General features: G+C 70.8%; 15 protein-coding genes. 4 read left to right on the top strand and 11 right to left on the bottom strand.

Annotated elements, in window-relative coordinates:
- Positions 1-162 precede the first annotated feature (162 nt).
- A complete protein-coding gene (locus tag ACFYTQ_RS31490) occupies positions 163-1,578 on the top strand; it encodes an amidase (RefSeq protein WP_387368871.1) in 1,416 nt (471 codons plus the stop codon).
- On the opposite strand, the gene era is transcribed toward ACFYTQ_RS31490, so the two are convergent.
- From era to ACFYTQ_RS31460, 6 genes are all read right to left on the bottom strand, one after another.
- Entirely contained in the window at positions 1,575-2,477 is a 903-nt protein-coding gene (gene era, locus ACFYTQ_RS31485) for a GTPase Era (RefSeq protein ID WP_387368869.1), read from the bottom strand. The two genes, ACFYTQ_RS31490 and era, sit on opposite strands and share 4 nt — an antisense overlap.
- Positions 2,474-2,857 carry a cytidine deaminase gene (locus ACFYTQ_RS31480; protein WP_387368867.1) on the bottom strand — a complete coding sequence of 128 codons (384 nt, stop codon included), beginning with the start codon at positions 2,855-2,857 and terminating at the stop codon, positions 2,474-2,476. Before ACFYTQ_RS31480 ends, era begins: the two co-directional genes overlap by 4 nt.
- Positions 2,844-4,214: a hemolysin family protein gene (locus ACFYTQ_RS31475; protein ID WP_387368865.1), complete on the bottom strand. Its 1,371-nt coding sequence runs from the start codon at positions 4,212-4,214 to the stop codon at positions 2,844-2,846. Before ACFYTQ_RS31475 ends, ACFYTQ_RS31480 begins: the two co-directional genes overlap by 14 nt.
- On the bottom strand, positions 4,211-4,765 hold the full coding sequence (ybeY, locus tag ACFYTQ_RS31470) for an rRNA maturation RNase YbeY (RefSeq protein ID WP_387368863.1): 555 nt from the start codon (positions 4,763-4,765) through the stop codon (positions 4,211-4,213). The genes ACFYTQ_RS31475 and ybeY overlap by 4 nt, the downstream gene beginning before the upstream one ends.
- A gap of 51 nt (positions 4,766-4,816) precedes the next feature.
- The gene (locus ACFYTQ_RS31465; RefSeq protein ID WP_387369022.1) at positions 4,817-5,881 is read right to left on the bottom strand and encodes a PhoH family protein; all 1,065 of its coding nucleotides are present in this window, start codon (positions 5,879-5,881) and stop codon (positions 4,817-4,819) included.
- A 169-nt stretch (positions 5,882-6,050) separates the two neighbouring features.
- Complete coding sequence (locus tag ACFYTQ_RS31460; protein WP_387368861.1) at positions 6,051-6,938, bottom strand: LysR family transcriptional regulator; 888 nt, start codon at positions 6,936-6,938, stop codon at positions 6,051-6,053.
- A gap of 101 nt (positions 6,939-7,039) precedes the next feature.
- Here ACFYTQ_RS31460 and ACFYTQ_RS31455 point away from each other — a divergent pair, with 101 nt between their 5' ends.
- A complete protein-coding gene (locus tag ACFYTQ_RS31455; protein WP_387368859.1) occupies positions 7,040-8,239 on the top strand; it encodes an MFS transporter in 1,200 nt (399 codons plus the stop codon).
- 33 nt (positions 8,240-8,272) lie between these two features.
- Positions 8,273-9,349 carry a phospho-N-acetylmuramoyl-pentapeptide-transferase gene (gene mraY / locus ACFYTQ_RS31450; RefSeq protein WP_387368857.1) on the top strand — a complete coding sequence of 359 codons (1,077 nt, stop codon included), beginning with the start codon at positions 8,273-8,275 and terminating at the stop codon, positions 9,347-9,349.
- Between the two features lie 45 nt (positions 9,350-9,394).
- On the opposite strand, the gene ACFYTQ_RS31445 is transcribed toward mraY, so the two are convergent.
- Positions 9,395-10,000, bottom strand: coding sequence for a TetR/AcrR family transcriptional regulator (locus ACFYTQ_RS31445; RefSeq protein ID WP_387368855.1), 606 nt, complete (start codon positions 9,998-10,000; stop codon positions 9,395-9,397).
- Between the two features lie 70 nt (positions 10,001-10,070).
- On the opposite strand from ACFYTQ_RS31445, the gene ACFYTQ_RS31440 reads away from it, so the two are divergent.
- Positions 10,071-10,817, top strand: coding sequence for an MBL fold metallo-hydrolase (locus ACFYTQ_RS31440; RefSeq protein WP_387368853.1), 747 nt, complete (start codon positions 10,071-10,073; stop codon positions 10,815-10,817).
- Positions 10,818-11,053: 236 nt separating this feature from the next.
- Here the strand turns inward: ACFYTQ_RS31440 and ACFYTQ_RS31435 are convergent, their stop codons facing one another.
- The 4 genes from ACFYTQ_RS31435 to ACFYTQ_RS31420 form a co-directional block, all read right to left on the bottom strand.
- Entirely contained in the window at positions 11,054-11,794 is a 741-nt protein-coding gene (locus ACFYTQ_RS31435; RefSeq protein WP_387368851.1) for a 16S rRNA (uracil(1498)-N(3))-methyltransferase, read from the bottom strand.
- Positions 11,795-12,943, bottom strand: a complete 1,149-nt coding sequence (dnaJ, locus tag ACFYTQ_RS31430; protein ID WP_387368849.1) for a molecular chaperone DnaJ — start codon at positions 12,941-12,943, stop codon at positions 11,795-11,797.
- A 76-nt stretch (positions 12,944-13,019) separates the two neighbouring features.
- Entirely contained in the window at positions 13,020-14,054 is a 1,035-nt protein-coding gene (gene hrcA, locus ACFYTQ_RS31425) for a heat-inducible transcriptional repressor HrcA (protein ID WP_387368847.1), read from the bottom strand.
- Between the two features lie 162 nt (positions 14,055-14,216).
- Positions 14,217-14,423, bottom strand: a complete 207-nt coding sequence (locus tag ACFYTQ_RS31420) for a hypothetical protein (protein ID WP_387368845.1) — start codon at positions 14,421-14,423, stop codon at positions 14,217-14,219.
- Between the last annotated feature and the right edge of the window lie 120 nt (positions 14,424-14,543).

Raw genomic sequence — 14,543 nt, 5'->3', positions numbered from 1 at the left:
CCGGTCGGTCGGTCCGTGCCGGGGCGCACCCGGCGCGCTCCTGGGAAAACGGCGGCCGGGGACATCACAATTTGAAAACAGCACACCTCGAAAGCCGGATGTGGACGTCCGACCAACTCCGCGTTACCGTTCGGGGGCAAGGACCGACGAGACGGAGCTCACATGACGACGGCGTCCACCCGTGACCTCGGATTGGCCGAGCTCGCCGCCGCGATCACGCGCGGCGACACCACCTCCGTGGCCGCGACCACCGACGCGCTCGACCGCGCCGAGGCGAGCCGCGACACGCTCAACGCGTTCCGGATCGTGCGCCGCGAACGCGCCCTGGCCGAGGCCGCCGCGGCGGATCGGCGCGTCGCCGCCGGGGAGCGGGCACCACTGCTGGGCGTGCCGATCGCGATCAAGGACGACACCGATATCGCCGGGGAGCCAACGGCTTTCGGCTGCGGCGGCGAGTTCCCCGCCAAGACCGAGGACGCCGAGGTGGTGCGGCGGTTGCGAGCGGCGGGCGCGGTGATCGTCGGCAAGACCAACACCTGCGAGATCGGGCAGTGGCCGTTCACCGACGCCGAATCCTTCGGCTACACCCGCAATCCGTGGAACGCCGAACACACCCCGGGCGGCTCCTCGGGCGGGTCGGCCGCGGCGGTGGCGGCCGGATTGGTGCCCGCCGCACTGGGTTCCGACGGGGCGGGATCGGTGCGCATACCCGCCTCGTGGACGAATCTGGTGGGCATCAAGCCGCAGCGCGGGCGGATCTCGACCTGGCCGCTGCCCGAGTCGTTCCACGGCCTGACCGTGCACGGCCCGCTGGCCCGCACGGTCGCCGACGCGGCGCTGCTGCTCGACGTCGCGGCGGGCGCGCATCCGGGCGACCGGCACACCCCGCCCGCGCTCACCGTCTCCGACGCCGTGGGCCGCGATCCGGGGCGGCTGCGCATCGCGCTGTCGTTGCGAATCCCGTTCACCGCCACCCGAACCGCGCTGGATCCCGAGGTGGCGGCCCACGTGCGCGGCGTCGCGGACACGCTGCGCCGCCTCGGCCACGAGGTGACCGTCGCCGATCTGCACTACGGCCTGCTGATCGGGGCGAGCTTCCTGCCCCGCTCCATGGTCGGCATCCGCACCGAACTCGCGAAACTGCAAGGGGCGCAAGTCGATCCACGCACCCACTGCAACGCCCGCCTGGGCCTGCTGCTCGGCGGTCCGGCGCTGTTCGCGGCGCGCGCGGTGGAACCGTTGCTGCACAGGCGGATCGGCCGCTTCTTCGACGACTACGATGTCGTCCTCGCCCCCACCACCGCGACCCCGCCGCCGCCGGTGACGGCGATGAAGGGCCTGGGCGTCTCGGCGACCGACGCGTTGATCACCGCGGCCTGCCCCTACACCTGGCCGTGGAACGTGCTGGGCTGGCCGAGCGTGAACGTGCCCGCGGGCATCACCGACGCGGGCCTGCCGGTCGGCGCGCAGCTCATGGGTCCAGCCTGCGCCGAACCGCTGCTGGTTTCGCTCGCGGCACAACTGGAATCGGAGCTGCGCTGGGACCGGCAGCGCCCCGACCCCTGGTGGGAGCGCTAGAAACCCAAGCGCCCCAACTGTTTCGGATCGCGCTGCCAGTCCTTGGCGACCTTCACGTGCAGATGCAGGTAGATGCGGGTGCCGAGGATGTTCTCGATCTGCTTGCGCGCGGCGGTGCCGACCTCCTTGAGGCGGCTGCCGCCCTTGCCGATCACGATCGCCTTCTGGCTCGGCCGTTCCACGTAGAGGATGGCGTGCACGTCGAGCATGCCCTCGCTCTCCTCGCGCGGCAACACCTCCTCGATGACCACGGCCAGCGAATGCGGCAGCTCGTCGCGCACCCCCTCGAGCGCGGCCTCGCGGATGAGCTCGGCCATGAGGGTTTCCTCGGGCTCGTCGGTCAGCTCGCCGTCGGGGTAGAAGGCCGGGCCCTCCGGCATTTTCGACGCGATGACGTCGATGAGGACGTCGACCTGCTCGTTCTCGACCGCCGACACCGGCACCACCTCGGCGTCGGGGCCGAGCAGCTCGGCGACGGCGAGCAGTTGTTCGGCGATCCGGTCGCGGCTCACCTTGTCGATCTTGGTGACCACGCCGATGCGGGTGGTCTTGGGCGCCATCTGCTCGATCTGCTGGGCGATCCAGCGGTCGCCGGGGCCGATCCTCTCGTCGGCGGGGATGCAGATCGCGATGACGTCGACCTCGGAGTACGTGTCGCGGACCAGGTCGTTGAGCCGCTGCCCGAGCAGGGTGCGGGGCCGGTGCAGGCCGGGGGTGTCGACCAGGATCAGCTGGGCGTGCTCGCGATGGACGATGCCGCGGATGGTGTGGCGGGTGGTCTGCGGGCGGGAGGAGGTGATCGCGATCTTCTGGCCCACCATGGCATTGGTGAGCGTGGACTTGCCCGTATTGGGGCGGCCCACGAAACAGACGAAGCCGGACCGGAACTCCTCGCTCATTCGACGACCTCGGATCGGGCGCCGAAGCCGTCCTCGACGGTGTCGTAGATCGCGCCCTTGCGGTCGGCGAAGATGATCCGCGCGGTCGACGAAACCTCTTGTACGGCGGCCACTCCCGGGTCGCGCAGCTGCGCGCCGACCACCACGGCCGCCTCGAAGCCCTCCGCGCCGCTGGACATGGCCGCGGCCACCGCCGACTGCAACGCCGTGAGCCGCAACGCTTTCAGCGCCACCTCCCCCGCCGCGTAGGTGCGCCCGTCGGTGTCGCGCACCGCCGCGCCGCTCGCGCCGCCGGTGCGGCCCAGCGCGCCCCGCGCGAGCACCAGCAGCTTGTTGTCCTCCGCGTCCAGCCCGGCGGCATCGCGTTCACTCATCGCCATCTCCATCCTCGGTACCCACCGCTTCCTGCTCGTCGCCCGGCGCGTGTTCCCCGCCGCCCGGTGTCTCGTCCGCCTCGCTCGACCCGTCCTCCGGCGCGCGCTTCTCCGGCGCCCGCTTCACCAGGACCGTGTGCACGCGGACCCGGCCGCGCGCGTCGGCGCCGCCCTCGCCGCGCAGTTGCAGGCCGTGCACGACGGCCTTGGAGCCGGGTAGGGGCACCCGGCCGAGCGCGTGCGCGAGCAGGCCGCCGACGGTGTCGACGTCCTCCTCATCGATGTCCATGTCGAACAGTTCGCCGAGATCTTCCACCGAAAGTCGCGCCGCCACGCGGTATTTGCCGTTTCCGAGGTCCTCGACGGGGGCGATCTCGTCGGTGTCGTACTCGTCGGCGATCTCCCCGACGATCTCCTCGAGCACGTCCTCGATGGTCACCAGGCCCGCGATGCCGCCGTACTCGTCGACCAGCAGGGCCATGTGGTTGCGGCGGCGCTGCATCTCGTCGAGCAGGGAGTCCAGCGGTTTGGAGTCGGGCACGAACACCGCCGGGCGCATGACCTCGCGCACCCGCACCTTCTTGCCCCGATCCGCGTACGGCACAAGGTCTTTCAGGTAGACCACGCCGAGGATGTCGTCGACGTTCTCACCGACCACCGGGATCCGCGAATGTCCGGACCGCACGGCCAGCGACATCGCCTGCGCGGCGGTCTTGTCCGCCTCGATCCACACCATCTCGGTGCGCGGCACCATGACCGCGCGGGCGGCGGTGTCGCCGAGTTCGAACACCGACTGGATCATGCGGCGTTCCTCGGAGTCCACCACGCCGCTCTGCTGGGCCATGTCGACGACTTCGCGCAACTCGATCTCGGAGGCGAAGGGGCCGTTGCGGAATCCGCGGCCGGGGGTGATGGCGTTGCCGAGCACGATCAGCAACCGGCTCACCGGGCCGAGCAGCGCGCCGATGGCCTGCAACGGCAGGCTCGCCCCGAGCGCGATGGAATAGGCGTGCTGGCGGCCCAGGGTGCGCGGGCCGACCCCGATGACCATGTAGTCGACCACCACCATGACGACCGCGGTCACCAGCAGCGCCCAGCCCGCGGGCAGCACGTCGACGAAGACGGCGGCCAGCAGCACGGTCGCGGTGATCTCGCACACCACCCGCAGCAGCACCATGAGATTCACGTAGCGCGGCCGGTCGACCACCAGCCGCGCGAGCCGCCGCGCGCCCGTGCGGTCCGCGCGCACCAGATCGTCCACGCGGGCCGGGGAGATCGTCACCAGCGCCGCGTCGAGGGCCGCGAAGACGCCGCCCGCCGGGACCAGCACGATCGCCAGGAGCAGCAGGATCAGCGAATTCACGCCGGGCCCAACGGATCACCGGCGTCGGTGAATCCGGTCTTGCCCAGCAGCCTGCGGTCGCGTTCGGCGAGTTCGGCGCGGCGCCGCTCCTCGCGCAGGCTCTCGTACCAGTCCGCGAGCAGCCGCGCCTGGAGGCCGAACATCTCCTTCTCCTCCTCCGGCTCGGCGTGGTCGTAGCCGAGCAGGTGCAGGATGCCGTGCACGGTCAGCAGCGCGAGCTCGTGATCGACCGAATGCCCGGCCTTCTCGGCCTGTCCCGCCGCGAACTCGGGGCACAGCACGATGTCCCCCAGCATCGACGGCCCCGGCTCGGCGCTGTCGGGCCGCCCGCCCGGCTCGAGCTCGTCCATCGGGAACGACATGACATCCGTCGGCCCCGGCAGATCCATCCACCGCATGTGCAGATCCGCCATGGTGTCGAGATCGACCAACACCATCGACAGTTCGGCGGCCGGATGCACATCCATCTGCGCTATCGCGAACCGCGCGACACTGACTAGTTCTTCCTCGGATACGTCCATACCCGACTCGTTGGCGATCTCGATGCTCACGCTGTCAGCCTATCGGCCGGGTGTCGCGCGGACGGGTCCGGTGGGCCTGTCCTACCGTCGCCCCCCGCGCCCGGCCGCGCGGCGCTGCGCCCGGTTGCCCGGGTAGTGCGGCGTGCCCACCTGGGGGCGGGTTTCGGCCTCGTAGCGGTCGTAGGCGTCGACGATGTCGGCGACGAGGCGATGGCGGACGACGTCGCTCGAGGTGAGTTCGGCGAAGTGGATGTCGTCGACGTCGGCGAGGATGTCGCTGACCACGCGCAGGCCGGACTGGGTGCCGCCGGGCAGGTCGATCTGGGTGATGTCGCCGGTGACCACGATCTTGGAGCCGAAGCCCAGGCGGGTCAGGAACATCTTCATCTGCTCGGGGGTGGTGTTCTGGGCCTCGTCGAGGATGATGAACGAGTCGTTGAGGCTGCGGCCGCGCATGTAGGCGAGCGGGGCGACCTCGATCACGCCGGACGCCATGAGCTTCGGGATCGCCTCGGGGTCCATCATGTCGTGCAGCGCGTCGTAGAGCGGGCGCAGGTAGGGGTCGATCTTCTCGTTCAGCGTGCCGGGCAGGAAGCCCAGTCGTTCGCCCGCCTCGACCGCGGGCCGGGTGAGGATGATCCGGTTGACCTGCTTGGTCTGCAACGCCTGCACGGCCTTGGCGACGGCCAGATACGTCTTGCCGGTACCGGCGGGGCCGATGCCGAACACGACGGTGTGCGCGTCGATGGCGTCGACGTAGCGCTTCTGGTTGAGCGTCTTGGGCCGGATGGTCTTGCCGCGGCGGGACAGGATGTCCAGGCTCAGCACCTCGGCCGGGGAATCGGAGGATCCCTCGGTGAGCATGGCGTAGGTGTGCCGGACGGCCTCGGGCGTGACCATGCGGTTGCGCCCGGTCAGCGCGACCAGCTGTTCGACGACCCGCTCGGCGAGGGCCACGTCGGCGGCCTTGCCGGTGAGCGTCACGGAGTTGCCGCGCACGTGGATGTCCGCGTCGAGCAGTCGCTCGAGTTCGCGCAGATTCTCGTCGGCCGAGCCGAGGAAACCGAAAACCGATTCGGGGGCCAGTTCGATGCTGGAACGCACGGTCCGTGCGGCGGGGCCCGAGGCGTCGCCGCCGGCTCCGATGCCGGCCGTGGGAGTTGTCGGGTCGCCGAATTCACCTTGGGTTCGCAATAGGACCTATGGCCTGCTTTCCGGTCTCGAACGTGTGCTGTGTGTTGGACAAAGTTTAACTCGCGGCACCGACACCGCCCAGTGAATAGATGGCAACCCGCAGGTCACGGCCATGTGCCGGTCAACGCTGCGCCCACTCGGCGGCGAAGTCGCGAAACCGCCGGACCGCGTCGGCGGCGGGCGCGCCCGCGGACCAGATCAGCCCGACCGCCCGCGTGGCCCCCGGATCGGCGAGCGGGATCAGCGCCGGACCGGGCCGCGGCCCGCGCACGGGCCCCTCCTCGAGCGGCAGCACCGCCACCCCGAGCCCGGCCGCTACGAGCCCGGCGACCGTCACCAGATCGCTGGACTCGAGCCCGACGCGCGGGCGGAAATCGGCGGCGGCGGCGAGGTCGTCGAGGATGCGGCGCATGCCGAAGCCCGCGGGCATGGTCACGAAGTCGGCGTCGGCGGCCTCGGCCAACCGCACCTGACGCCGCCCGGCGAGCCGGTGATCGGCGGGCACGGCCAGGGCCAGCCGCTGCCGCAGCAGGGTCCGCCAGCCGAGCCCGGCCGCCGCGGGCCGCGGCGAGACGATGCCGAGATCGGCGTCGCCGTCGAGCACCCGGGCCGTGACGGCCTCGGCCGCGTCCTGGCTCAAGGTGAAATCCACCCGCCCCTGCCCGCGCCGGAAGGCGGCGATCAGCTCCGGCACCAGCCGCGCCCCGAACGAGTGCAGAAACGACAGCCGCACCACGCCCCGGGCCGGATCGGACAGCTCGGCCAGCGCCCGCCGCGCGGCGTCGAGTTCGGCCTGGGCGCGGCGCGCGTGCTCGTAGTAGACGCGGCCGAAGTCGTTGAGCGACAGGCGTTTTCCGTGCCGGTCGAACAACCGCACGCCGAGCCGATCCTCCAGCCGGGCCAGCGTCCGCGACAGCGTCGGCTGCGAGACGCCCAGGCGGTCGGCGGCCGCCCCGACGTGCTCGAGTTCGGCGAGGGTCAGCAGCCAGTGCCACTCGTCACTCGGCACGCGCCCACCTCCTGCCGGACCAGTACTGATACAGAATACGCATTTAGAACTCCCCCATTATGCATTTCCTTTCGATGCCCCGCCGCGCCCATCCTGGCGATATGACCGTCGCGACCGCCCCCGCCGAAACCGCCGCCCACGAGCGCAGAATCACGCTGGCGCTGTTCGCGGCGGGCCTGACCACCTTCGCCACCATGTACTCCGCGCAGGCCCTGCTGCCCAGCCTCTCGGCGGCCTTCGGCGCCACGCCCGCACACGCCGCGCTGGCGGTGTCGCTGACCACCGGCACGCTGGCACTGGCGATCGTGCCGGTGAGCGTGCTGTCGAGCCGGTTCGGGCGGACCCGGGTGATGATCGTCTCGGCCGTGACCGCCGCCGCGCTGGGCCTGCTGCTGCCGGTCAGCCCGAATCTCGATGTGCTGCTTGCCGGTCGGGCCCTGCAAGGGCTGGCGCTGGCCGGGGTGCCCGCGGTGGCGATGGCGTATCTGGCCGAGGAGATCGGCGCGGGCGGGCTCGGCGCGGCGATGGGCGTCTACGTCTCGGGAACCACGGTCGGCGGGCTCGCCGGGCGGCTGATCCCGGCGTTCGTGCTCGAGGGCGGCTCGTGGCGGTGGGGTGCGGCCGTGCTCGGCGTCGCGGCCGCGCTGTGCACGGTCTGGTTCGTGCGCGAGCTGCCCGCCTCGCGTGGCTTCGTCGCGCAACCCCTACGGGTGCCGACCCTGATCCGGGATCTCCTCGGACATCTGCGCAATCCGACGCTGGCGGCGCTGTTCGCGCTGGCCTTCGTGCTGATGGGCGGATTCGTCTCGGTCTACAACTTCCTCGGCTACCGGCTGACCCGCGAGCCGTTCGGATTGTCCACCGCCGCAGCGGGTTCGGTGTTCGTGCTGTATCTGGGCGGCACCGCCTCCTCGACCGTGGCGGGCCGGTTGTCGGATCGGATCGGCCGCGGGCGAGTGCTCGCCGCGGCGCTGGTGACGATGGCCGCGGGCCTCGCGCTGACCCTGCCCGACCGGCTGCCGGTCCTGCTCGTCGGCGTGCTGCTGTGCACGGTCGGATTCTTCGCCGCGCACTCCACGGCCAGCGCGTGGGTGGGGGTCGCGGCGCGGCACGATCGGGCGGGGGCGTCCTCGCTGTACCTGTTCTTCTACTACCTCGGCAGTTCGGTCGCGGGCGGCGCGGCGGGCATCTGGTACGCCCGGCACGGGTGGGCCGGATTGACCGCCTACGCGGGCATTCTCGTGGCGGCAGCGGCCGTCGCGGCGATCCGGCTGGGCCGAAGTAGCTCATCTGCCCGATGATCGCGGCCTGATCTTGGTTATCATTCGACGGCGATGAGGCTAATCCTGTTCTCGGCGATGATCGCGCTGGCGGTCTCGATCACATTGACGCCGTTGTTGATCAAACTGTTCGCGCGCCGCCGCATGGGTCAGGAGATCCGGGTGGAGGGTCCGGCCAGCCACCAGGCCAAGCGCGGCACCCCGACGATGGGCGGTATCGCCATCATCGTCGGCATGTGGGTGGGGTACCTGGGCGCGCACCTGATCGGGTTGCGCTACGACGCCGAGGGCGTCACCGCGTCGGGCCTGCTGGTGCTCGGCCTGGCCACCGCGCTGGGCGTGGTCGGCTTCCTCGACGACTTCATCAAACTGCGCAAGCGCCGCAACCTCGGGCTCACCGCCAAGGGCAAATACCTCGGGCAGCTCGGGGCCGCGGTGGTGTTCGGCGTTCTGGCCCTTCGGTTTCCGGGCGCGACCGGGCTGACCCCGGGCAGCCGCCACCTGTCGTTCGTGCGCGACGACGCGACGCTGACGTTCTGGGTCGGATTCTTCCTGATCTTCGTGTGCTTCCTGGTGGTCGCGTGGTCGAACGCGGTGAACTTCACCGACGGCCTGGACGGGCTCGCCGCGGGCTCGATGGGTTTCGCGCTGGGCGCGTACACCATCATCACGTTCTGGCAGTACAGCAACGCGTGCGCGACCAAACCCGGCGTCGGCTGCTATCAGGTGCGCGACCCCCTCGACCTGGCGCTGGTGTGTTCGGCGGGCGCGGCGGCGTGCATCGGATTCCTCTGGTGGAACGCGGCTCCCGCGAAGATCTTCATGGGCGACACCGGATCCATGACCCTCGGCGGCCTGCTGGCCGGGCTGGCCGTCACCACCCGGACCGAACTGCTCATGGTGATCGTCGGGGCGGTCTTCTTCGCCGAGATCCTGTCGGTGCTGTTGCAGATCGTGGTGTTCCGCACCACCGGGCGGCGACTGTTCAAGATGGCCCCGTTCCATCACCACTTCGAACTCGGGCAGTGGGCCGAGACCACGGTCATCATCCGGTTCTGGCTGTTGGGCGGCATCGCCGCGGCCTTCGGGTTGGCGCTGTTCTACGGTGAATACCTCGCTGCCATCGGATGATTCACAGGACGGCGGCCGGATGCGGCCCGGCCATCTCCTGGACCCCTACCGCACGGCCGCGAGGTGCGCGTCCACCAGGGTCGTAACGAGATCGTCGAGATCGGGCCAGGGGAAGCTGGGCCGGTCCTGACGTAGCGTGATCAACCCGTGCATCGCCGCCCACAGACAGGTCGCGGTGGCCGTGGGATCGGCGCTGCCGCAGGCGGTTACGGCGTCCACGAGCAGGCCGAACGTGCGCAGGCCCGGCAGCTGCTCCTCGACCGGCTCCCAGCCCGGCGTCCCCGCCGTCCCGAACAGGACGCGGTAGTGCCCGGGGTGGGCCACGCCGTATCCGCAGTAGGCCCGGCAGATCGCCCGCAGCGCGGCCCGGGAGTCGTTGCCGGGCACGGCGTCTCGGGCCGTCGTGAGCGCGTCGTGCAATTCGGCGAAACGCGCCTGGTACACCGCCGTCAGCAGGGCCCGGCGATCGGCGAAATGCAAGTACACGCTCTGTGGCGCGACCCCGGCCCGCCGGGCCACCGCGCGCAGTGACAGCGCCTCCTGCCCGTCGAGCGACTCCAGCAGCGCGCTGGCCGCGGCCACCAACTCCGCCCGCAGCCGCGCCCCTTCCCCGCGGCGATTGCGGCTGCGCGCGTTCTGTTTCTCCGGCACCTTGACAGCATAACAAGACGGGCGTCTACTGACATCTGTCACTAGACGCCCGTCTTGTTAGGAAGTCGCCATGCTCTCCGTCACCCGCGTCGTGCACGCCAGCGTGCTGCTCGATTTCGGCGGCGCCCGCATCCTCACCGATCCGTGGCTGTCCGAGCGTCCCTTCTACCGCCCCGGCGAGCCGCGCGCCGTGGCCACCGCCGCCGACCTGCCGGAGCTCGCGGGGGTGGTGATCAGCCACGGCCACTACGACCACTGCGATCTGGCCGCGCTGGCGAGCTATCCGGACAAGCGCGTCCCGTTCGCGGTCGTGAAAGGTCTTGCCGCGCAGGTCCGTTCGGCGGGCTTCCCGAACGTGGTGGAGCTGGACCCGTGGGAGTCGACCCGACTCGGCCCGGTGCTGGTGACCGCCGCCCCGGCCAGCCACGGCGTCCCCGAGGTGACCTTCGTCCTGCGATCCGACGGGCACACCGTCTATTTCGGCGCGGACACCCGCCGCATCGCCGATCTCGACGAAATCCCGTCCCGCTTCGGCGAATTCGATCTGGCGCTGCTACCCGTCAACGGCCTGCGGGTGCGCCCGCTGGGCAATCGCCAGGAGGTCATGGACGCCGCCGAGGCCGCCGAGTTCACCTCGGTCCTCCGCCCCCGCCTGGCCGTCCCGATCCACTACGCCTTCACCGCGGGCCCGCTCGGCGACCGCATCATGATCAAATCCACCCGCAACCGCCCCGACCTGTTCCGCGACGCCACCGCCGACCACGCCCCCGACACCACGGTCCACATCCTGGATCCGGGCCAGCCTTTGGCGGTGTGAGCCGCCCGATCCCCCTCGGCCCGGGCCAGCCCCTGACAGTGTGAGCCGCCCGATCCCCCCTCGTCCCGGGCCAACCCCTGACGATGTGAGCCGCCCGATCCCCCTCGTCTCGGGCCAACCCATGACGGTGTGAGCCGCCGCTCGATCCCCTCGTCCCGGGCCTTCCGTCGGCAGTGGGATCCCAGGAGACCCGGTGATCCGAAGGGGCCGAGCAGGATTCGCGCGGGGAGACGGGATCACCAGCGAGACGTCAACGCCCCCAACGCGCCCAGCGCGACGGCCGCGGCGGTGGAGGTGCGCAGGACGGTCGGGCCGAGCAGGGCGATATCCGCGCCCGCCGCGGCCAGGGCGTCCAGTTCGGCGTCGTCCAACCCGCCCTCGGGGCCGACGATCAGCACCACCCGCGTGGCCGCCGCGAGCGGCAAGTCCACGAACCGCGTTGTCCCCGATTCGTGTAGCGCGGCCGCGATTCCGTTGTCCGCCTTCACTTCCCGGACCAACTCGAGCACCTCGGCGGTGCGGTGCGGCTCTCCGACCTCGGGAATGTAGGCGCGCCGCGACTGCCGCGCCGCGGACCGGGCGGCGGCGCGCCATTTGTCGACGCCCTTGCGCGCCTTGCCCTCCCAGTTCGCCACGCACCGGGCCGCCTGCCACGGCACGATCACGTCCGCCCCGGCCTCGGTCATGAGTTCCACGGCCAGCTCCGAACGATCGGATTTGGGCAGCGCCTGCACCACCGTCACCGGCGGCGAAACCAGTTGCGCGCGAACGCGATCGCGGACCCTCAGCTCCAGCCGATCCTTCCCGGCGGCGACCACCTCCGAGGCGGCGAGCAGCCCCGCGCCGTCGGACAGCGTGACGGCCTCGCCCACCCGGATCCGCCGCACGGTCGCCGCGTGCCGCCCCTCCGGGCCGTCGAGGACCGCGATCGCGCCGGGCTCCGGGATCTCGTCGAGATAGAAGACCGTCGCGGCCACTCAGCGCCCGCTGAACGAGGCCCGCAGGCGGGCGAACAACCCGCTGTTGTGCTCGGACTGCGCCGACAGCACCTCGGTGCGCTCGCCGCCGCGCAACGCCTTGTACTTGCGCAGCAGTTCGGTCTGCTTGCTGTCGAGTTTGGTCGGCACCACGATGTCGAGGTGCGCGATCAGATCGCCGCGCGCGCTCGACCGCAGCTTCGGCATGCCGTGCCCGCGCAGCACCGACACCTCCCCCGGCTGCGTGCCCGGCGGGATGGTCAGCTCGGTGGGACCGTCGAGGATGGTGTCGATGACGACCGTGGCGCCCAGCGCGGCGTCGACCATCGGCACCCGGATAGTGCAGTGCAGGTCGTCCCCGTCGCGCACGAACGTGTCGTGCGGCTGCTCCACGATCTCGACGTACAGGTCACCGGCCGGGCCGCCGCCCGGACCGACCTCGCCCTGCGCGGCCAGCCGCACCCGCATCCCGTTGGCGACACCCGCGGGAATCGGCGCGGCGATCTCGCGGCGCGCGCGCACCCGGCCGTCGCCGCCGCACTTGCGGCACGGATCGGGGATGGTCTCGCCCGCGCCGCGACAGGTCGGGCACGGCCGCGAGGTCATCACCTGACCCAGGAACGAGCGCTGCACGGTCTGGATCTCGCCCGCGCCGCCACACGTCTCACACCGCACCGGCTTGGAGTTGCCGTTGGTGCCCGCGCCCTGGCACACATCGCACAGCACGGCCGTGTCGACGGTCAGATGTTTGGTCACCCCGACCGCGCACTCGGCCAGCGAAAGCCGCGTGCGCAGCAGCGAATCCGCGCCCGGCTGCACCCGCCCGCGCGGCTTGCGGGAACCCCCGGCCGAACTCATGCCGCCGAAGAACGCCTCGAAGACGTCGCCCAGACCACCGAACCCGGCCGCGAAACCGCCGGCGCCACCGCCGCCTTCGAGCGGATCGCCGCCCATGTCGACGACGCGCCGCTTCTCCGGATCGCTGAGCACCTCGTAGGCCGCCGACACATCGCGGAACTTCTCCTGCGCGTCCGGATCGGGGTTGACGTCGGGGTGCAATTCCCGCGCCAGCCGACGGTAGGCGCGCTTGATCTCCTGGTCGGTCGCGTTGCGCCCGACGCCGAGGATTCCGTAGTAGTCCCGTGCCACTTGTGTCTCTTCTAGTCCTGTTCCGAAGGTGTATCGCATCTGCCCTGCTCCACAGCCGAACCATGCCGCTGGTCGCTCATCGTTCGGCGAGCACCTCGCCGATGTAACGGGCGACCGCGGCGACCGAAGCGATGGTCCCGGGGTAGTCCATCCGGGTCGGACCCAGTACCCCCATGGCGCCGAGAACCGCGCCCGGCACACCGTACCCGGTCGAGACGACGGAGGTTCCGCGCATCTGCTCGACCTGGGTCTCCTCACCGATCTGCACGGTGACCATGCCCGGCTGTTGCGCTGCCGCAAGCAGTTTCAGCACGACCACCTGTTCCTCGAGCGCCTCGAGCACCGCGCGCAGCGAGCCCGGGAAGACGCCGAAGTCGTTGGCGTTGCGGGTGAGGTTGGCGGTGCCGCCGAGCACGAGCCGCTCCTCGGGGTGTTCGACGAGGGTCTCCACCAGCACGGTCGACACCCGGACCAGCACCTCGCGCAGCCGGGCCGGGGCGCGCTCGGGCAGTTCGGCCACCGCGGCCGAGGCCGCCGAGAGCCGCTTGCCGTCCATCGCCTTGCCGAGCATCGCGCGCAGCACGGCCAGATCCTCGTCGTCGAGCACCGCGCCCAGATCGACCAGGCGTTGATCGACGCGGCCGGTGTCGGTGATGACCACCAGCAGCAGCCGGGCCGGGTTGAGCGCGACCACCTCGATGTGCCGCACGGTCGAGGCCGACACGGTCGGGTACTGGACCATGGCGACCTGCCGGGTCAGCTGCGCCAGCAACCGCACGCCGCGGCGCAGCACGTCGTCGAGATCGACGCCGTTCTCCAGGAATTCGAGGATCGCCCGGCGCTCGGCCGTGGACAGCGGCTTCACCTCGGCGATGTTGTCGACGAACTGGCGATAGCCCTTGTCGGTGGGGATCCGGCCGGAACTGGTGTGCGGCTGGGTGATGTAGCCCTCCGCCTCCAACACGGCCATATCGTTGCGCACGGTCGCACTGGACACGCCCAGGTTGTGCCGCTCGACAAGGGTCTTCGAGCCGATCGGTTCCTTGGTCGCGATGTAGTCCGCGACTATCGCACGCAGGACCTCGAGCCGCCGCTGCTCCGTACTCGACACCGGTCCCACACCTCCTCGCTCGCCATCGGGTCCGCCCGGGCGCGCGGTGGCGCGGTACGGCCACGACTACGCGGAATCCCGGGTCATCCGGAATCCAGTTTAGAGCGCGAACGGCGAATCGTTAGCACACGTGCCGGAACAGTGCTAAGGCCGCTGGGACCCTCAGACGTCGAACGCGTCCCGCCCGGCTCGTGCGTCGAGCCCCAGCATGGCCAGCAGGGACATGCAGTCCTCGGCGTCGGTGGCGTGACTGGCGACGGCACGAGCGGCCAACGCGCCCAAACGAGCCGATTCGGCTCGCTCGGCGGCTCGCAACTCGGCGAATTCGCTCTGGTCGGGGACGGGACTGATGCGATGCGCCTGCAACATGGGGCTCCTCGGGGTCACATCGGACCCTACGCCCAGTACTACTCTCGTGCGGGAGTATCCCGGCCAAAAAGGGAACCAGGATACGCCGATGCGACTTCCATCACATCTCGTTCCGAGGCG

Origin of the sequence: Nocardia sp. NPDC004068 (assembly GCF_042874315.1) — a bacterium.
Lineage (GTDB): Bacteria > Actinomycetota > Actinomycetes > Mycobacteriales > Mycobacteriaceae > Nocardia.
The sequence above is the reverse complement of the archived record's forward strand: the minus strand, read 5'-3'. Positions and strand labels throughout refer to the sequence as shown.

Bases quoted from the DNA above. Each gene is read 5' to 3' on its own strand.
- ACFYTQ_RS31490 (WP_387368871.1), top strand. From the start codon at position 163: ATGACGACGGCGTCCACCCGTGACCTCGGATTGGCCGAGCTCGCCGCC.
- era (WP_387368869.1), bottom strand. From the start codon at position 2,477: ATGAGCGAGGAGTTCCGGTCCGGCTTCGTCTGTTTCGTGGGCCGCCCC.
- ACFYTQ_RS31480 (WP_387368867.1), bottom strand. From the start codon at position 2,857: ATGGCGATGAGTGAACGCGATGCCGCCGGGCTGGACGCGGAGGACAAC.
- ACFYTQ_RS31455 (WP_387368859.1), top strand. From the start codon at position 7,040: ATGACCGTCGCGACCGCCCCCGCCGAAACCGCCGCCCACGAGCGCAGA.
- mraY (WP_387368857.1), top strand. From the start codon at position 8,273: ATGAGGCTAATCCTGTTCTCGGCGATGATCGCGCTGGCGGTCTCGATC.
- ACFYTQ_RS31440 (WP_387368853.1), top strand. From the start codon at position 10,071: ATGCTCTCCGTCACCCGCGTCGTGCACGCCAGCGTGCTGCTCGATTTC.
- ACFYTQ_RS31420 (WP_387368845.1), bottom strand. From the start codon at position 14,423: ATGTTGCAGGCGCATCGCATCAGTCCCGTCCCCGACCAGAGCGAATTC.